Here is a 17,727-nt window from a genome sequence, read left to right as displayed (position 1 = left end):
CGTGCCAGCCGTGCTCCGGTGCACGGCCGGGGCTCACCGAAGCGCCTCGCGGACCATCCGGTCGAGCAGCATCGGGTAGGTGATCCCGGCCGCCGCGAACATCCGCGGCGCCTGCGAGTGCTCGGTGAGCCCGGGCATCGTGTTGACCTCGAGCAGCACCGGCCCGTCCTCGGTGAGGAAGAAGTCGATGCGGGCCAGGCCACGGCAGCCGAGCGCGTCGTACATCTTCACGGCGGTGTCGGTCAGCACGTCGCGCTCGGCCTCCGTCACCTCGGCCGGTACCCGCAGGTCGGCGCCGCCGCCGTACTTCGTCGCGTAGTCGAAGATGCCCGGACCGACGATCTCCAGCGGGGGCGGCACGACCCGCGCGCCGTCGGCGCAGCCGAGCACGGAAACGTCGATCTCGCGTCCGGTGACGACCTCTTCGACCAGCACCCGGTCGTCGTGCACGAACGCCTCCTTGAGCGCCGCCTCGAGGTCGTCGGCGCGGTCGACCCGGGCGACGCCCTGGCTGGAGCCGGCCGTCAGCGGCTTCACCACGACCGGCCCGTCCCACCCGACGTGGTGGGCGTCGCCGGGCGTCACGACCCGGCCGGCAGCGACGCGGATGCCGACCGAGGCGGCGACGAGCTTGGTGAGCTGCTTGTCCATCGCGGTAGCGCCGGCCCCGGTCGGCGAACCGACGCACGGCACCTCGACGAGCGCGCAGAGCGCGGCGAGGGTGCCGTCCTCGCCGCCGGCGCCGTGCACGGCGGGGAACACGACGTCGCAGGTGGACAGGAGGGCGACCGCGCCGGCCGCGCCCAGCGGGCGCCCGTCACCGTCCCGCCACCCGCCGCCGCGCTCGATGGTGAGCGCGACGACGTCGTACGACGCCGCGGGCAGCCCGTCCCGCACGGCGGCCGCCGAGGCCAGCGAGACCTCGTGCTCGCTGTTGGCGCCGCCTCCGATGACGGCCACCCGGGTCCGCTTGTCGCCGCTCATCGGTGCACCCGCGCGCCGATGCCGGTGACGATCTCGTGCGGGATGGTGCCCGACCACGCGGCCCAGTCGGCGATCGTCGGCTCGCCGTGCCCGCCGGGGCCGAACACGGTCGCGACGTCGCCCACCGCGACCGGCAGGGCGCCGACGTCGACGACGACCTGGTCCATCGAGATCCGTCCGACGACCGGGCACCGGCGGCCGTGCACGGCCACCTCGGCGACGCCGGACGCACACCGCGGGACGCCGTCGGCGTACCCCAGGGGGAGCAGGGCGAGGCGGGTCGCGCGGGCGGCGGTCCACTGGTGGCCGTAGCCGACGGGCGTGCCCGCCCCGGCCTCACGGATCGAGACGACCGGCGCGGTGAGGGTCATCGCGCCGCGCAGCGCGGTGGTGCCGGTCGGGTCGATGCCGACCAGCCCGGCGCCGACCCGGCACAGCGTGTGCCGGCTCAGCGGGTCGGTGAGGGTGGCCGACGTGGCGGCGAGGTGGCGCAGCGGCGGCCGGAGCCCGTGCCGCCGGGCGACGGCGACGCCCCACGCGAAGCGCTCGCGCCCCGCCGCGTTGGCCGGGTGGCCGGGCTCGTCCGCGCACGCGAGGTGGCCCATCACGCCGAGCACCCGCACCGTGCCGTCGCGCTCCGCGCGCCGCGCCGCGTGGCAGAGCCGGGCCCAGGCGAGGGGAGCCGCGCCGTCGCGCGCCAGGCCGACGTCGAGGTGGAGGTGCACCCGCGCCGGTTTGCCGGCGCGGCGCGCGGCCGCTGCGACGACGGCGAGGTGCTCCGGCCCGGGCACCGCCACGTCGATGTCGTGGACGAGCGCCTGGCGGAACGGCACGTCGACAGGGTTGAGCCAGCTGAGGACGGGCGCGGTGATCCCGTCGAGCCGCAGCGCGACGGCCTCCTCGAGGCTGGTCACGCCGAGCCACGAGGCCCCGTTGCGGAGCGCGGTCCGCGCCACCCGGGCGGCGCCGTGGCCGAAGCCGTCGGCCTTCACGACGGCCATCAGCGCGCCGCCCGCGCGGTCCGCGAGCAGCCGGGTGTTCTCCGCGATCGCGGTGAGGTCGACCTGGAGCGCGGCGCCGCGCGTGCGGTGGTCGACGACGGGTTCGAGCAGGGCGGTGGAGGTCATGCCCGGAACGCTAGGAACGACGAGGGGGCCGCCGCGTCGGTCGCAGGTGCCGACCTGCGGCACCTCGGGCTCGACCTGCCGGGACCCGCTACTCGCCGTCGAGGCCCGACCGCAGCGTCTCGAGCACCGAGGAGAGGTCGCGGCTGGTGCGCAGCACGACGATCTGGGTGTCGCCCTCGCTGTCGGCGCGACGGTGGGGGAGCCGATCGAGGGCGGCGGCCAGCTCGGTCCGGGGGACGTCGGTCAGCCGGCGGAGCCAGCGTCGGAGCACGTGGTTGTGCGCGGTCACGACCCCCGCCGCGAGCAGCTCGGCGTCGAGGTCGTCGTACCCCCAGTCGCGCGCGTGGTCGCGGAAGAGGCGCTGGTAGTCGCGCTGGTTGGCGATCTCGGCGGCCCGGAGCTCGGGGATCGAGCGCGTCAGCTCGTAGCGGGAGCGGGCGATGTCGCCCTCGCCGACGTAGTGGTCGAGGACCAGAGCGGCGGCCTCGAACACCGCGACGGTGGCCGTCGCGGACGACGCGCTGGCCAGGCGCCCCTCGACCGCGCGCAGGATGGGCTCGTGGTCGGGGAAGACCACGTCCTCCTTGGAGGGGAAGTTCCGGAAGAACGTCGTCCGGCCGACGCCGGCCTCGGCCGCGATCTGGTCGACGGTCGTGCTGGCGAACCCGTTGCGCGAGAACAGCGCGAACGCGGCGGCGACGAGCCGCTCGCGGGCGGTGGGCGCAGGGGGCGCGGTCATGGACGAGATCCTCTCGGACGATTGGACCACTCGCGATGGTACGGAGTACCGTCGCAACAGTACTGGATTCCGGGCGGAGGGAGCGGCGCATGGAGCGGATCGGTGTCATCGGCGGCGGACTGATGGGCGGAGGCATCGCCGAGGTGTGCGCCCGTGCCGGCGCCGACGTGGTCGTCGTCGAGGTGAGCCCCGACGCCGCGAGCGCGGCCGAGGAGCGGGTGCGCTCGTCGATCGACCGCGCCGAGAGCCGCGGCAAGATCAGTGCCGCCGAGGCGACCGAGGCCCTCGGGCGCATCACCTTCACCGCCGACCTCGCCTCGCTTGCCGACCGCCAGCTGGTGGTCGAGGCGGCCAGCGAGCAGGAGAGCGTCAAGCTCGACCTGTTCCGCCAGGTCGGCGCGATCCTCGAGGACGACGAGGCGATCCTGGCCTCCAACACCAGCTCGATCCCGATCGTGAAGCTCGGGGCCGTGTCCGGCCGCCCGGACCGGGTGATGGGCGTCCACTTCTTCAACCCCGCGCCCGTGATGCAGCTCGTGGAGCTCGTCCCGTCGCTCACCACCTCGCCCGAGACGATCGCGCGCGTCCAGACGTTCGTGAGCGAGACGCTGCGGAAGCAGCCGATCGAGGCGACCGACCGTGCCGGCTTCGTGGTCAACAGCCTGCTGGTGCCCTACCTGCTCTCCGCGATCCGCATGTACGAGGCCGGCTACGCCTCCGCCGCCGACATCGACAAGGGGATGGTCCTCGGCTGCGGCCACCCCATGGGCCCGCTCGCGTTGTCCGACCTGATCGGCCTCGACACGCTGCGGGCGATCGGCGTCTCGCTCTACGACGAGTTCAAGGAGCCGCTCTACTCCCCGCCCCCGCTGCTGGAGCGGATGGTCGACGCCGGCCTGCTCGGCAAGAAGTCCGGTCACGGGTTCTACCCGTACTGATCACCCAACCGAAGGAACACACGATGTCTGACTCCCTGTCCGACTTCCCGTACTACGGGCTGTCCGAGGAGCACCGGGCCGTCCGCGAGGCCGTCCGCGCGATCTGCGACGACAAGATCGCGCCGTACGCCGCGGAGGTCGACGAGGAGGCGCGCTACCCGCAGGAGGCGCACGACGCCCTCCTCGCCTCCGACTTCCACGCCGTCCACGTGCCCGAGCAGTACGGCGGCGCCGGGGCGGACGCGCTGGCGACGTGCATCGTGATCGAGGAGATCGCCCGCGCCTGCGTCTCCTCCTCACTGATCCCGGCGGTCAACAAGCTGGGCTCGCTGCCCGTGCAGATCGGCGGCTCCGAGGAGCTGAAGGCGAAGTACCTCGGCAAGCTCGCCGCCGGTGAGGGCGGGTTCTCCTACTGCCTGTCCGAGCCCGACGCCGGCTCCGACGCCGCCAACCAGAAGACGCGCGCGGTGCGCGACGGCGACCACTGGGTGCTCAACGGCGTCAAGCGATGGATCTCCAACGCCGGCGTCTCCGAGTACTACACCGTGCTCGCGATGACCGACCCCGAGAAGGGCTCCAAGGGCATCACCGCGTTCGTCGTGGAGAAGTCCGACGAGGGCGTCTCGTTCGGCGCCCCGGAGAAGAAGCTCGGCATCAAGGGCTCCCCGACCCGCGAGGTCTACCTCGACAACGTCCGCATCCCGGCCGACCGGATGATCGGCGCCGAGGGCGAGGGCTTCGAGATCGCGATGAAGACCCTCGACCACACCCGGGTCACGATCGCCGCGCAGGCCGTCGGCGTCGCCCAGGGCGCCGTCGACTACGCGCTCGGGTATGCCAAGGAGCGGCAGCAGTTCGGCAAGCCGATCGCCGACTTCCAGGGTGTCCAGTTCCTGCTCGCGGAGATGGGCATGAAGGTCGAGGCCGCCCGCCAGATGACCTACGCCGCCGCGGCCAAGTCCGAGCGCGGCGACGCGGACCTGACGTTCTTCGGCGCCGCGGCCAAGTGCTTCGCCTCCGACGTGGCGATGGAGGTCACCACCAACGCCGTGCAGGTCCTCGGCGGCTACGGCTACACCCGCGACTACCCGGTCGAGCGGATGATGCGCGACGCCAAGATCACTCAGATCTACGAGGGCACCAACCAGGTGCAGCGGATCGTGATGGCGCGGCAGCTGCTCAACGGAGTGCAGAGCACGATCTAGGCGCTCGCGCTCCGCTCGGCACGAGCGCCCTGGCGTGGTCCGAGCCGCGGAGCCTCCGTCACGCGACGGTGGCGTCGACGGTGACCGCGATGTTGCCGCGGGTGGCGTTGGAGTAGGGGCACACCTCGTGGGCGGCAGCGGTGAGCGAGTCGGCGGTCTCCTGGTCGACACCCCCGAGCTCGACGTGCAGGGCCGCCGAGAGGTTGAAGCCGCCCTGCCCGGTCGAGTGGATGCCCACCTCCGCGACGACGGCTGAGTCGGCCAGCGTGATCTTTCGGCCCGCCGCGATCGCCTTCAGCGCGGAGTGGAAGCAGGAGGCCCAGCCGGCGGCGAACAGCTGCTCGGGGTTCGTGGCGCCGCCGGGCCCGCCCATCTCGCGAGGGATAGCGAGAGTGAGGTCGAGCAGGCCGTCGTCGGTCCGGGCGCGGCCTCCGGCGCGGCCGTCCCCGGTCGAGGTGGCGACGGCGGTGTAGTGGGAGGTGGGCATGGGGTGCTCCTTCGGTTGGGTGGGGTCGTGCGACTGGTTGGGGTCGTGAGACGTGCCGGCCGCGGGACCGGACATGGCGGCGGTCATCGCTCGGAGCTCGTGTCCGTGCGGCGCAGCCGGGACGCGGAGGCGGCGAAGAAGATGCCGCCGAGGGTCGCGTACCCGGCGAGGGCGCGCAGGGACGCGTTGTCGCCCGAGGCCACCGCGATGAAGCTCGCGCCGGCGAGGACGGAGATGCCGCCGCTGAGGATCATCGGCCACTGCCCGCCGAGGCCACGGCGTCGGGCGGCGACGACCAGCTGCACGACGCCCGCGGTGATCGCCCAGACACCCCACACCCGCAGTACGTCGGGGATGCCGGAGGAGACCGCGACGGCCAGGCCGACCGTGGTGGCCGCGCTCAACGCCACGTTGACCAGGAGCGGGACACGCTGAGACGCGGCAGCCGACGACCGGAGGTCGTAGAGGGCTGCGCCGAGGTCGAAGAGCGGATAGGCCAGGAGCAGGGCGACGGTGAACGGGCTCAGGTCGGACGCGTCGGTGGCGAGCAGCCCCGCCCAGGCGATCGCGAACACGAACCGGGCGGCGTAGAGGTTGCGCAGGATGGTGGCGCTGCTGGCGGGCGTCGCCGCGGCGGCAACCGCCTCGGCCGCGGTGGAATGGGGCATCGGATCCTCGATCTCTCGGATTCGGCAGGTAGATAGACCGGTCGGTCTCTTTCAGAGTGATGGATGGTTCTCGCGATGTCAAGACCGACCGTTCTATCTGCTACCGTCGTGCGGTACCGAACGAGAGGGGAGTCCGTGTCCGAGGCGCGCGAGCGACTGCTCAGCACGGCGAGCAGGCTGTTCTATGCCGAAGGTCTGCATTCCGTCGGAGTCGACCGGATCATCTCCACGGCGGGCGTCACGCGTGCCACCCTCTACCGGCACTTCCCTGGCAAGGACGACCTAGTGGTCGCCTACCTGACCCAGGCCGACGAGCTGGTCCGCGCGCGCCTGGCGGCCGCGAGGGCGGAGGGCGCTGCCATCGACGACGTGATCCGTGCCGTTGCCGCGGGAATCGCCGAGACCATCCAGCTCCCGGACTTCCGCGGCTGCGCGTTCCTCAACGCTGCGGCCGAATACCCCGACCCCGCGCACCCGGTGCATCGCGCGGTCGTCGAGCACCGCGACTGGTTCCTGGCCACGGTCGAGGAGCTGTTCGCCGAGACGGGGAAGCCCGACGCGGAGCCGGCCGCCCGCCACTTCGTCATGCTGCGCGACGGCGCCATGGCCGCCGGCTGCCTCGCCGACCCCACGCTCGTGTGCGAGACGTTCCTGCGCGGCGTCGAGGGACTCCTCGCCTATCGCAGTCGCGACGACCGCTGACGCTCAACGGCCGGCCCGGGATGTCGGGTCTGGACGTGACCCGGGCCGTGGGGGAGCGTTGTGTCCTGCGGGAGCCTGCAGGAGGGAACCGATGACCACGACCGAGGAGCCGCAGCGCGTACGACGCGAGCGGGTCAAGGTGAAGAAGCGCGACCGCAACAAGGCCGTGACCGCCCTCGGCCTCGCGCTCATCGTCGCCGGCGTCGCGGTGCTCGGCTGGGTGGCCTGGCAGTTCTGGGGCACGAACTGGCTGTCGGAGCGCAAGCAGCAGGAGGTCGTCGGCTCCCTGGAGGCCGGCTGGGCCGAGGGCAGCGACGCGGTCCGCACCGACTTCGGGCGCGCCACGGCGATCCTGCACATCCCGCGGTTCGGCGACGACTACGCCGTGCCCGTGCTCGAGGGGTCCTCCGACGAGGTCCTCGCGGCCGGGGTGGGCCACATGGAGGACACCGCCGACGCAGGACAGGTCGGCAACTACGTGCTCGCCGGGCACCGGGTGACCCACGGCGAGCCGTTCGCCGAGCTGCCCCAGCTCGAGCCGGGCGACGAGGTGATCGTCGAGACCCGCACGGCGACGTACACCTACGTGCTCGACACCGGTGGCACCGACCTGATCGTCCCCTTCACCGAGGACTGGGTGCTGGACCCGCGCCCGGTCAACCCCGACAGCGGCACCCAGCCGCCCGCCGACGCGGGCAAGCACCTGATCACGCTGCTGACCTGCTCGGAGATCTTCCACACCGACAACCGCTCTGTGGTGTTCGGTCACCTGGTCGAGACCAACCCCACGGACTGACGCCTGACCGAACCGGGCCGTCTCCGGACGGAACACCGCCGGATCCGCTAGGGTCAGCGTGACCGCGCCGGGCGTCAGCCCTAGCGGCTCTGCTCCCAACGTCGTTTCCTGCCCTTGGTGGTGGATCGTGCAAGAGACTGCGCGACCCGCGTCACCTCTGGTTGGGTCCCTCGTTGAGCCGGTAACCCACGAAGGGGGTTGATGATGCGCAAGCTGTTCCTCATGGTCTCGGTGGCCATGGCGGCTCTCTTTGTCACGTCCTCAGCGACGGCGGACCCCTACGGTCCGATTCCCAAGCCGTTGTGCATCATCAAGATCATCAAGGCCGAGCCCGGAGAGCGCGTGATCGTCCAGATCGGCGCCCGTCTCAACGCCAAGAACCAGCCTGCCGGCACCCTGACGGTCCACCTGCGCACGAACATCAACGCCAGCGCGGGGACGACCAACGCGGCCGACGTGGTCTGGACCAAGACGGTCCACACCAACGGCCGGATGATCAGGCTCGTCGGCCCCGTGGTCCCCGAGGGCACGCACAAGTTCACCAGCACCTTCGTGCCGGACGACGCGACCGAGTGCCGCCAGTGCCAGGCCGAGCAGGTCTTCACCGTCTCCGACGATGACGGTGGGGGCGACGGCGACGACGACGGTGACAACGGGCTGCTGCCCGACACCGGTGGTCCGGCCGTCCTCTGGCTGCTCGCCGGCCTCGTCCTGGTGGCCGCCGGCGCCGGTATCGTGGTCTACTCCCGTCGCCGGGCAGAGGTCCCGGCGCACTGACCGCCTGACGATCGCTGCGATCCAGGCCGAGGAGGCGCCATGCCGTCCCTTCGCTGCCCCTGTGACGTCACCCTGCGTGGCGACACCGACGACGAGCTCGTCGAGAAGGTGCAGGAGCACCTCGCCCTCGAGCACCCCGGTCGCGAGTATTCCCGCGAGGAAATCCTCTTCATGGCTATGTGAGGTTGTGGCACGCGCGCTCGCGGCGTTGTCCTCGCTCGACGACCGCTTCGCCTTTCAGGTCGCCTTCGCTCGTCCGCCTTGCGAGCGCACGCGCCACAACCTCACATATAGCGCGGCAGATCAGCGCGGCAGGCCCGCGACGGTGCACTGGGCCTTGGTGATGTCGTCGGTGCGGTCCTCGATGATCGCGTCCCACAGCGGGTCGGCGCGCTCGCGGTCCATCTCGGTGGCGGAGCCGTCGGTGACGGGCATCGTGCAGGTCATGCCGCTGCCGCCGACGCGGCTCATCGCGAGCGCCCACCGGGAGCCGTCGATCGGGCCGGTGCCCTCGCCGAACGCGAAGAAGTCGGGGATCGCGCCGTTGAGGTTCCAGTAGCGGAACGGGTTGAGCACCGACCACGGCGAGAGCACCTTGTCGCCGATCGCGGCGACGACCTCGCGTTGCCGGCCGACGCGGTCGAGGTCGCCGAGGGTGGTCGCGCGGGTCCGGGCGTAGGCCAGCGCGACCTCGCCGTCGGCCTCCTGGCAGCCCTTCTTGACCTTCAGGCCGGCCTTCGGGTCCGTGATGTCCTCCTTGGGACAGATCTCCACGCCGCCGACCGCGTCCACGACGCCGGCGACGCCGCCGAGCCCGATCTCCATGTACTCGTCGATCCGGATGCCGGTCTGCTGCTCCAGCGTCTTGACCAGCGCCGTCGGGTCGCCCGGGTCGTAGAACCCGTTGATCTTGCTGCCGTCGATCGTCCAATCGCGCGGGAACGAGATCAGCACGCTCGGGCCCGACCCGGTGTGCAGGATCATGATCGTGTCGGCCAATGAGCTCTCGGAGTTCCCGGTCGCGTACTTCTTGCGCTCCTCCTCGCTGAGGCCCGCGCGGGAGTCGCTGCCGACCATGAGGTACGTCGTGCCGGGCTGGTCGTCGGGGCGGTCGCCCTCGGGTTCGAACGCGATCTTGTCGACCTTGCTCCAGGTCCAGAGCGGGACGGCGACGAGGTAGACGACCCACAGCAGGAGGAGCGCGAGCACGATCTTGATCCACCGGCCGGGGCGCGCCCAGCCGCTGCGGCCCGAGCGACCGCGCGACGGCGGCGGCGCGCCGGGGGCGGGCGCGACCTGCGGCGGGGTCGGCCGTGTGGTCGGGCGCTGCTGGTACGGCGGCTCGCCGCCCTGCGGCTGGGTCGGCATCAGCCGCGTCCGCTCGGGGTGGTCGTCGGCCGGCGGCCGGGGGGCCGGCGGCGGGGGCGGAGGCGGCGCGGGTCGGTCGCCCTGGCCCGCCTGGCCCTTCTTGCCGTAGAGCCAGTCGAAGCCGGGCTGGTCACCGTCGGGACCCTTGCTGCCTGCGTCGGACATGGACAGGGAGCCTACTGAACCGCACGTCACGAGCCCGGCAGCCGCTACCGTCAGGGCCGTGACCGGACCCCTCGAGACCCGCACGCCGTCCTTCTCCCGCATCGAGCTCGCGGAGGTCACGTCGCGGTCGCAGACCAACCTCCTCGGCAACATCCACGGCGGCGAGATCCTCAAGCTCGCCGACTCCGCCGCCGGCGTCGTCGCGCAGCGCCACAGCGGCGGACCGGCCGTCACGGCCGCGCTCGACGAGATGGCGTTCCTCGAGCCGGTGCGGGTCGGCGACATCGTGCGCACGTTCGCGCAGATCAACTGGGCCGGCCGGTCGTCGATGGAGATCGGCGTCCGGATCGAGACCCAGCCGTGGGACGACACCGCGGAGAGCCTGCACGTGGCGTCGGCCTACTTCGTGTTCGTCGCGATCGACGGCGCCGGGGACGCGCGACCCGTGCCCGGGCTGCGCGCGGAGACCGCCGAGGACGAGCGCCGGATGCGGGAGGCGGAGATCCGCCGCGCCCACCGGCTCGCCAAGCGCGCCGAGATCGAGGCGGGGCGCAGGAGCTAGGCGGCCGCGCGCAGCGACCGCGCCACCTCGGCGAGGGCCGTCGCCACGGCGGTCACCGCCGGCGGGTGGGGCGCGGCGCCGTACGTCGTCACCTGGATGCGCCGGAACGCCTCGGGCACCGCGCGCCGCACGACGCCCGGGTTCTGGTGCGCGCGCAGCGCGAGGCCCGGGAGCACCGTCACGCCGAGGCCGGTCGCGACGAGCGACTGCACGGCGACGTAGTCGTCGCTGGCGAACGCGATCTCCGGCGTGTAGCCGGCCTGGGCGCACAGCGCGAGCAGCTCGCTGCGGCACCGCTCGCAGCCGGTGATCCAGCGGGTCGCGGCGAAGCGCTCGAGGTGCTCGTCGTCGGCGCCGAGGTCGGTGCCGGGCGCGCCGACGAGGTAGAGCGGGTCGTCGAACAGGGGAGTGGAGGTGACGCTGTCGGCGTCCGGCTGGTCGGGGTAGGCGAAGGTCAGCGCGAGGTCGACGGCGCCCGACCGCAGCATCCGGACCGCCTCCGGCGGCTCGGCCTCGGTGAGGTCGAGGGTCAGCCCGGGGTGGGCGTCGGCGAGGGCCGCGACCGCCGCGGGCACCAGGGTCGCCGCGCCGGAGGGGAACGCCGCGAGCCGGACCGCCCCGGCCTGGAGGCTGGTGGCGGCGTCGAGCTCGGCCTCGGCCCGCGCCAGCAGCCCCAGGATCTCCTCGCCGCGGCGCGCGAGCCGCTCGCCGTCGGGGGTCAGCCGTACGCCGCGGCCGACCCGCTGGAGAAGCACGCTGCCGGTCTCGGCCTCCAGCCGGCGCAGGTGGTGGGAGATCGTCGGCTGCCCGTACTGGAGCCGGGCGGCCGCGGCCGAGACCGTGCCGGTCTGGTGGAGCGCGACGAGGGCCTCGAGGCGGCGAAGGTCGATCACGGCACGAGCGTACGCCGACAGATCGATCGCGTCGATCGGATCATGTGAAAAGAACTATTGGACCGATAGGTGGTCGCGGGGCGACCATGAAGGCATGACCGTGATGCTCGAGAGGCAGCCGCTGTCGTACGACGCGATCCTCGACGCGGCCGACGTCGTGTCGGCGCGGCTCGAGCGCACCCCGCTCGTCGCGCACCCGCTGCTCGACGCCGCGGTCGGCGCCGAGGTGCTGGTCAAGCACGAGCACGTGCTGCCGACCGGGGCGTTCAAGGTCCGCGGCGGGGTCTACCTGGCCGCCCGCCTCACCGACGAGGAGCGCGCCCGCGGCCTGGTGACGTGCTCGACCGGCAACCACGCCCAGTCGGTGGCGTACGCCGCCCGCCTCGCCGGCGTGCCGGCGACGATCGTGATGCCCTCGTCGGCCCCGGAGATCCGGCGCGAGGCGGTCCGCGCGCTCGGCGCGACCGTGATCGTCCACGGCGACACCCTCGGCGACGCCAGCGAGCGCGCGCGTGAGCTGGGCTGTCCCGAGGTTTCGAGGCTCGGCGCTGGGGCGCCTCGCACCTCAACCACCGGGAGGTTCGCGTACGTCGACACCACCGACCCGCGGATCATCCTGGGCCACGCCACGGCGTACGTCGAGCTGTTCACCAGCGCGCCCGACCTCGACGTGCTCTACGTGCCGGTCGGGAGCGGCACCGGCGCGGCGGGGGCGTGCCTCGTGCGCGACCGGATCGCCCCCTCGTGCCGGGTGGTGGGCGTCCAGTCGTCGGCCGCGCCGGCCGGCTGGCTCTCCTGGCGCACCGGCGAGATCCAGAAGGCGCCCTGCACGACGCGCGCGGCCGGTCTCGCCACGACGACCGGCTACCCGCTGCCGCAGTCGGTGCTCCGCGACCGGCTCGACGACTTCCTCCTGGTCACCGACGACGAGATCGACGCCGCCGCCCGGCTGCTCGCGACACGCGCGAGCACCCTCGCCGAGGGAGCCGGCGCCGCGTCGCTGGCCGGCCTCCTGTCCGACGGTGACCGGGCAGCGGGCGCGAAGGTGGGTGTCGTCGTCACCGGCGGAAACGCCTCTCCCGACGAGATCGCACGCCTGGGGCGGTAGCGGCGCGTCGTGCCTCCTGTGACAGGTGTGACTGGTGATACTGGGCGCACTGCTCATCTTCCCCTGTGCAGGAGTACCGCCACATGGCTGATCCGTCAGCGCTCACCGTTGCCGACCGCGCTGCCCGCGTCCGGTTCCGCCGAGCCCTCGCGCTCATGGCGCTCACCCTCGTCGCCCCCGGGTCCGCGCAGCTGCTGCACGGCAACCGCCGGATCGGACTGATCGCGCTCCGGATCTGGATCGGCCTCCTGGTCACCGGCGCTCTCGTGCTCACGATCAGCGCCCTCGACCACGGCTTCGCGTTCACGCTCGCGTTCGACAAGAACGTGCTGCTGGTCGCGCGGCTCGCCCTGTTCGCCGGCGCCATCGGCTGGGCGGCCCTCTTCATCGACGCCTGGCGGATCGGACAGCCTCTCAGCCTCCAGCTGCCGCACCGCCGGGCCGTGGTCGGCGTCAACGGCATCCTCTGCTTCTCGGTCGCCGGCACCCTCCTGTTCGGTGCGCACCTCGTCGGCGTGCAGCGCGACCTGGCGATCGCCCTGTTCGGCGACGGCTCGGTCAGCGACGCCCACGACGGCCGCTACAACGTGCTGCTGATGGGCGGAGACTCCGGCGAGAGCCGGTGGGGCCTGCGTCCCGACTCGATGACGGTCGCCTCGATCGACGCCGAGACCGGGCAGACCGTGCTCATCGGCCTGCCGCGCAACATGGCCAACTTCCCGTTCAAGGAGGGGTCGGTCATGGACGAGGAGTTCCCCGACGGGTTCAACTGCGACGGCTGCTACCTCAACGGCGTCAGCACCTGGGCCGGCGACCACACGGACCTGTTCGGCAGCTCCGAGAACCCGGGCACCGACGCCACGATCATGGCGGTCGAGGGCATCACCGGCCTCGAGATCAACTACTGGGCGATGGTCAACCTCGAGGGCTTCAAGTCGCTGGTCGACGCGGTCGGGGGCGTCAAGCTCAACGTCCGCGACGAGATCCCGGTCGGGCTGCCGAGCGACCCCTTCTACACGCACATCTCGCCGGGCATCAAGACGCTCGACGGCTTCGAGGCGCTGTGGTTCGCCCGCGCCCGCGAGGGCTCCGACGACTACTCCCGGATGGCGCGCCAGAAGTGTGTGATGAACGCGCTGGTCCAGCAGGTCAGCCCGCAGAAGGCGCTGACCAACTTCGAGGCGCTGGCGAAGGCGTCGACCGACATGTTCCAGACGAACCTGCCCGCCTCCGAGGTCGACCGCTTCATCGACCTCGGGCTCAAGGCGCGCGACCAGAAGATGTCGACGGTGTCGCTCGTCCCGCCGCTGATCAACACCGCCGACCCCGACATCGACCTCGTCCACGAGACCGTCGCCGAGGCGATCGACCGCGCCGAGGGCGAGGCCCCGCCGCCGACCAAGAAGCGCCGGAAGGCCCCGGACACCATGACCGGCGGGTCGATCGGCTCCCTCAGCGAGGGCTACGCCGCCAACGACGCCGACGACCTCGCGGCGGTCTGCTGACTACCTGAGCGGCTGCACGGCCTCGACGACGGCGTCGTACGTCGCGTCGTCCGGCGCTCCGACGATGCCCGAGCCCAGCGCCCGCGGGTCGAACCGGCTGCCGTCGATCATGCCGATCCGCCCACCCGACTCGCTGACCAGCAGCGCGCCCGGCAGGTGGTCCCACGGCTTGCTGTGGTTGTAGACGATCGCGCGCGCCTCACCGGCGATCAGCCGCGGGTAGTCGACGCCGCAGCACGCCCATGTCGCCTCCAGGGTGCCGAGGTCGCCCAGCTGCTTGCCGCGCCACTTCCACCGTGCCGTCCGGTACGGCGCGCCGTCGGCCGTCGCGGCGGTGAGCCGCTCGCCGTTGAGCCACGCTCCGGCGCCGGCCTCGGCGACGTACGCCGCCTCGTGCTGGGGCTGCCAGATCCAGCCGCGCACCACCTGTCCGCCGCGCTGCTCCCCGATCATCACGGCGTGGTCGGGGGAGCCGTGCACGAAGTTCTTGGTGCCGTCGACCGGGTCGACGGTGAAGCCGTGGTCGGCGGTGTTGAAGCGGTCGAGCAGGCCGGGGTCGTGCGCGAACGCCTCCTCGCCGAGCACCACCGCGTCGGGGTACGCGGCGTTGAGCGCGGCCGTCAGCAGCTCCTCGGACTCGTGGTCGGCGATCGTCACCAGGTCGCCGGGGTTCTTCTCCTCGACCTGGTGGTCCTGGAGCGCCCGGAAGCGGGGCGTGATGACCTCGGCGGCGACATCCTGCATCAGCCGCAGTACGGCGTCGGTGTCCACGCGGTCCACGCTATCGGGCGCGGGTGACCTAGGGTTCAGGCCGTGCGGATCGTGGCGGTGGTGGTGACGTTCAACCGCCGCTCCCTGCTCGAGAAGCTGGTCGCGCGGCTGGGTGAGGACGTCGCGTCCGGCGCCCTCGACCGGGTGCTCGTCGTCGACAACGCCTCGACCGACGGCACGGGGGAGTGGCTCCGGGGTCTCGATACGTCCTCGCCTAGCGGCTCGGACTACTCGACCAACCTGCGGATCGAGCACCGGACCCTCGACCACAACACCGGGGGCGCGGGCGGCTTCCACGAGGGCCTGAAGTGGGCGATCGAGGAGACCGACGCCGACCTGGTCTGGCTGATGGACGACGACGGCCTGCCGGCGGAGGGCTGCCTCGAGCGGCTCACCGAGGAGACCGACCTCGACTTCTGGGGACCGCTCGTCGTCGACGAGGCCGACCCCGCCCGGCTGGTCTTCCCGATCCGCCTGCCCGGCGGCACCCGCGTCGTCCACGACGTCGCCAGCGCGGCAGCGGCCGCCGGGTCCCGGCGGCTCGACGGCATCGTCATCCCGTTCAACGGCGTGCTGCTCACCCGCGCGCTCGTCGAGCGGATCGGCTATCCCCGGGCGGAGTACTTCATCTGGGGCGACGACCACGAGTACCGGCTCCGCGCCGAGGCCGAGGGCGCCCGGATCGCCACCGTCGTCGACGCCACCGTGCTGCACCCGTCGGTGGGCAGCCTCGGCACCCCGATGATGTTCGCCCGCACCACCTACAACCACACCCCGAGCGACCTCAAGCACTACTGCATGGCGCGCAACAACACGCTCAACCTGCTGGCCTACCGCGGCTGGGTGCACGTGCTCCTGTTCTGGCTCAAGACCGTGTGGTTCTACCTGTTCACCAAGCCGCAGCCGGCCCGGATCGCGATGAGCGCCCGGGCGGCGTACGCCGGGCTGCGCGGCGACTTCACCGGCCACGAGAGGTATCTGAAGTGACCGAGACGGTGGCGATCGTCGTCGTGACCTACAACCGGTCGGCGCTCCTCGAGAACATGCTCGCCGGCCTGGCGCGCCTCGACCGCCCCGCCGACGCGGTGTTCGTCGTCGACAACGCCAGCACCGACGACACGGCCGACGTGCTCGCGCGCGCCGACGTGCCGGGCCTGCACGTGATCACCTCGCCCGACAACCTCGGCGGCGCGGGCGGCTTCCACCTCGGCCTCAAGACCGCGCACGAGCAGGGCTTCGACCGCTACTGGCTGATGGACGACGACGTGGTCCCGGCGCCCGACTGCCTCACCGTGCTGCTCACCCACCAGGGCGACTGCCTGATGGCCGTGCGCGAGGACAGCCGCGGCAACCTCGCGGAGTACGCCGCGCTGCGGTTCGACCTCCGCAACCCGCTCAGCGTGAAGCCCAAGACGGCGAGCGTCGTGGGCACCTACGGCAGCCGCGCGGCGATGCCGGCGACCGTGCCCCTGGAGAACGTCGCGTTCGAGGGCTTCATGGTGCGCCGCCACGTGGTCGACGCGATCGGGCTGCCCGACGACAGCTTCTTCATCTTCTACGACGACTGCGACTACGCGATCCGCGCGCGCCGCGCGGGCTTCACCATCGACGCCGTCCGCGACGCCGTGCTCGTCCGTCAGCTCGACTTCGACCAGCAGCACGACCTGAGCAGCTGGAAGGGCTACTACATGTACCGCAACCTGTTCGCGGTGCACTTCCGGTACGGCGAGAACCCGCTGGTGCGCGCGAAGCCGTGGCTGATCGCCGCAGGGGTGATCGTGCTCAGTCCCGTGCGAGGTGGTCGCCCGGAGGCTCGGAACGCACGTCGAGCTCTTCAGGACGCGCGGCGGATGCGGGCTCTTCCTCGCGCCTGAGCCGGAGGCGCCAGCCGACGCGGTTGCCGGTCGCGATGCCGGCGGCCCAGACGCCGGTCGCGCCCAGCGCGACCCCGCCCACGGCGTCGACGGCGAAGTGCCACCCGAAGTAGACCGTCGACAGGATCGTCAGCCCGAGGAAGACCCAGCTCGACACGCGCACCCACCGGGGGAGCGCGATCAGCTCGCCGACGATGCAGATGGTCACCATGATGCCGACGTGCAGCGACGCGAACGCCGCGACGGTCTGCAGGGTGCCCGCGCCGACCGGGTCGGCCATCACCGCCAGCCGGTCGGACCACAGGTCCTCCTGGAGCGGAGTGACGAACGTCTCGGGCAACGAGGCGAAGGTCGCCGGGTCGGAGTAGATCGGCCCGACCGTCGGCACGAGCAGGTAGATGGCCGCACCGAGCACCCAGTCGACGGCGATCGCAGTGACGAGCCACTCGCCGGCACGGGTGTGGCGGGTCCACACCAGGGCGATCGCGATCGTGATCGGCACCATCACGATCCACGCGACGTAGACGATCGCGAGCAGGTGGGCCACCCAGCCGGTGCCGAACCACTCGTGCAGCACCGACGCGGGGTCGTGGCCCGCGAACAGGAACCGGTCGACGTCGGCGAGCTGGTCGTCGTAGATCTTCTCGTGGACGAACGGAGCCATGCTCTTGACGTTGCGGAACGCGGCGTAGCAGAGGTACCACGCGAGCCCGCCGTTGAGCGCGAACAGGAGGTGGTCGCGCTGCCACCGCTCCCGCACGACCTCGCCCCAGTGCATGACCACGCGCAACAGCCAGCCGGCACCCGGCCGTCCTGCGCGGTGGAGCACGCGGGGCACGATGTCGGCCAGGATCGCGCCGAGCACGATCGCCGGATATCGGATGTAGCCCGGCACGATGTCGTCGTCCGGGTCCCGGATGGGGAGGTCCTCTGTGAGGGAGATCACGACGGTGGCTACTGCGAGTGCCAGCCCGGCTCCCCATGCCAGGGCGAAACGCGGGAGCCAGCGCGGTGCGCCGTACTCGTTGTTCACCTGCAGAAGGGTAGAGGGATACGCC

20 protein-coding genes are annotated in these 17,727 nt (G+C 72.1%); 11 read left to right on the top strand and 9 right to left on the bottom strand.

Annotation, left to right across the window (positions count from 1 at the left end; genetic code table 11):
- Positions 1–33: 33 nt before the first annotated feature.
- The 3 genes from HNR19_RS15475 to HNR19_RS15465 form a co-directional block, all read right to left on the bottom strand.
- A complete protein-coding gene (locus HNR19_RS15475) occupies positions 34–984 on the bottom strand; it encodes a D-alanine--D-alanine ligase family protein (protein WP_179668750.1) in 951 nt (316 codons plus the stop codon).
- On the bottom strand, positions 981–2,111 hold the full coding sequence (alr, locus tag HNR19_RS15470; protein WP_179668749.1) for an alanine racemase: 1,131 nt from the start codon (positions 2,109–2,111) through the stop codon (positions 981–983). Before alr ends, HNR19_RS15475 begins: the two co-directional genes overlap by 4 nt.
- An 88-nt stretch (positions 2,112–2,199) precedes the next feature.
- Positions 2,200–2,850 carry a TetR/AcrR family transcriptional regulator gene (locus HNR19_RS15465; RefSeq protein WP_179668748.1) on the bottom strand — a complete coding sequence of 217 codons (651 nt, stop codon included), beginning with the start codon at positions 2,848–2,850 and terminating at the stop codon, positions 2,200–2,202.
- An 89-nt stretch (positions 2,851–2,939) separates the two neighbouring features.
- Between HNR19_RS15465 and HNR19_RS15460 the strand changes: the two genes are divergently transcribed.
- Positions 2,940–3,788 (top strand): 3-hydroxybutyryl-CoA dehydrogenase, encoded by an 849-nt coding sequence (locus HNR19_RS15460; RefSeq protein ID WP_179668747.1) that lies wholly within the window; start codon positions 2,940–2,942, stop codon positions 3,786–3,788.
- A gap of 23 nt (positions 3,789–3,811) precedes the next feature.
- Positions 3,812–4,993 (top strand): acyl-CoA dehydrogenase family protein, encoded by a 1,182-nt coding sequence (locus HNR19_RS15455; RefSeq protein ID WP_179668746.1) that lies wholly within the window; start codon positions 3,812–3,814, stop codon positions 4,991–4,993.
- A 58-nt stretch (positions 4,994–5,051) separates the two neighbouring features.
- Here HNR19_RS15455 and HNR19_RS15450 read toward each other — a convergent pair whose 3' ends face one another.
- Together HNR19_RS15450 and HNR19_RS15445 are read right to left on the bottom strand one after the other, a co-directional pair.
- The gene (locus HNR19_RS15450; RefSeq protein WP_179668745.1) at positions 5,052–5,480 is read right to left on the bottom strand and encodes an organic hydroperoxide resistance protein; all 429 of its coding nucleotides are present in this window, start codon (positions 5,478–5,480) and stop codon (positions 5,052–5,054) included.
- An 83-nt stretch (positions 5,481–5,563) separates the two neighbouring features.
- Entirely contained in the window at positions 5,564–6,148 is a 585-nt protein-coding gene (locus tag HNR19_RS15445; protein ID WP_179668744.1) for a hypothetical protein, read from the bottom strand.
- Between the two features lie 135 nt (positions 6,149–6,283).
- On the opposite strand from HNR19_RS15445, the gene HNR19_RS15440 reads away from it, so the two are divergent.
- From HNR19_RS15440 to HNR19_RS15425, 4 genes are all read left to right on the top strand, one after another.
- Entirely contained in the window at positions 6,284–6,850 is a 567-nt protein-coding gene (locus HNR19_RS15440; RefSeq protein WP_179668743.1) for a TetR family transcriptional regulator, read from the top strand.
- A 91-nt stretch (positions 6,851–6,941) separates the two neighbouring features.
- Positions 6,942–7,646 (top strand): class E sortase, encoded by a 705-nt coding sequence (locus tag HNR19_RS15435; protein WP_179668742.1) that lies wholly within the window; start codon positions 6,942–6,944, stop codon positions 7,644–7,646.
- 204 nt (positions 7,647–7,850) lie between these two features.
- Complete coding sequence (locus HNR19_RS15430) at positions 7,851–8,423, top strand: LPXTG cell wall anchor domain-containing protein (RefSeq protein WP_179668741.1); 573 nt, start codon at positions 7,851–7,853, stop codon at positions 8,421–8,423.
- A 39-nt stretch (positions 8,424–8,462) separates the two neighbouring features.
- Positions 8,463–8,606 carry a DUF1059 domain-containing protein gene (locus tag HNR19_RS15425; RefSeq protein ID WP_179668740.1) on the top strand — a complete coding sequence of 48 codons (144 nt, stop codon included), beginning with the start codon at positions 8,463–8,465 and terminating at the stop codon, positions 8,604–8,606.
- Between the two features lie 120 nt (positions 8,607–8,726).
- Here the strand turns inward: HNR19_RS15425 and HNR19_RS15420 are convergent, their stop codons facing one another.
- The gene (locus HNR19_RS15420) at positions 8,727–9,956 is read right to left on the bottom strand and encodes an LCP family protein (RefSeq protein ID WP_179668739.1); all 1,230 of its coding nucleotides are present in this window, start codon (positions 9,954–9,956) and stop codon (positions 8,727–8,729) included.
- Positions 9,957–10,014: 58 nt separating this feature from the next.
- Here HNR19_RS15420 and HNR19_RS15415 point away from each other — a divergent pair, with 58 nt between their 5' ends.
- Complete coding sequence (locus tag HNR19_RS15415) at positions 10,015–10,518, top strand: acyl-CoA thioesterase (RefSeq protein WP_343047214.1); 504 nt, start codon at positions 10,015–10,017, stop codon at positions 10,516–10,518.
- On the opposite strand, the gene HNR19_RS15410 is transcribed toward HNR19_RS15415, so the two are convergent.
- Positions 10,515–11,411, bottom strand: a complete 897-nt coding sequence (locus HNR19_RS15410) for a LysR substrate-binding domain-containing protein (protein ID WP_179668737.1) — start codon at positions 11,409–11,411, stop codon at positions 10,515–10,517. The two genes, HNR19_RS15415 and HNR19_RS15410, sit on opposite strands and share 4 nt — an antisense overlap.
- Positions 11,412–11,505: 94 nt before the next feature.
- On the opposite strand from HNR19_RS15410, the gene HNR19_RS15405 reads away from it, so the two are divergent.
- Positions 11,506–12,519, top strand: coding sequence for a threonine ammonia-lyase (locus HNR19_RS15405; protein WP_218910277.1), 1,014 nt, complete (start codon positions 11,506–11,508; stop codon positions 12,517–12,519).
- An 83-nt stretch (positions 12,520–12,602) separates the two neighbouring features.
- On the top strand, positions 12,603–14,024 hold the full coding sequence (locus HNR19_RS15400; protein WP_179668736.1) for an LCP family protein: 1,422 nt from the start codon (positions 12,603–12,605) through the stop codon (positions 14,022–14,024).
- Here the strand turns inward: HNR19_RS15400 and HNR19_RS15395 are convergent, their stop codons facing one another.
- Positions 14,025–14,795: an inositol monophosphatase family protein gene (locus HNR19_RS15395; protein WP_218910276.1), complete on the bottom strand. Its 771-nt coding sequence runs from the start codon at positions 14,793–14,795 to the stop codon at positions 14,025–14,027. It abuts the gene before it with no gap.
- A 42-nt stretch (positions 14,796–14,837) separates the two neighbouring features.
- Between HNR19_RS15395 and HNR19_RS22870 the strand changes: the two genes are divergently transcribed.
- Together HNR19_RS22870 and HNR19_RS15385 are read left to right on the top strand one after the other, a co-directional pair.
- Positions 14,838–15,782, top strand: a complete 945-nt coding sequence (locus tag HNR19_RS22870; protein ID WP_179668735.1) for a glycosyltransferase — start codon at positions 14,838–14,840, stop codon at positions 15,780–15,782.
- Positions 15,779–16,669, top strand: coding sequence for a glycosyltransferase (locus tag HNR19_RS15385; RefSeq protein ID WP_179668734.1), 891 nt, complete (start codon positions 15,779–15,781; stop codon positions 16,667–16,669). The genes HNR19_RS22870 and HNR19_RS15385 overlap by 4 nt, the downstream gene beginning before the upstream one ends.
- On the opposite strand, the gene HNR19_RS15380 is transcribed toward HNR19_RS15385, so the two are convergent.
- A complete protein-coding gene (locus tag HNR19_RS15380; RefSeq protein ID WP_179668733.1) occupies positions 16,578–17,702 on the bottom strand; it encodes a phosphatase PAP2 family protein in 1,125 nt (374 codons plus the stop codon). The genes HNR19_RS15385 and HNR19_RS15380 overlap by 92 nt on opposite strands.
- Positions 17,703–17,727 lie beyond the last annotated feature (25 nt).

This window comes from Nocardioides thalensis, from assembly GCF_013410655.1.
Lineage (GTDB): Bacteria > Actinomycetota > Actinomycetes > Propionibacteriales > Nocardioidaceae > Nocardioides > Nocardioides thalensis.
The sequence above is the reverse complement of the archived record's forward strand: the minus strand, read 5'-3'. Positions and strand labels throughout refer to the sequence as shown.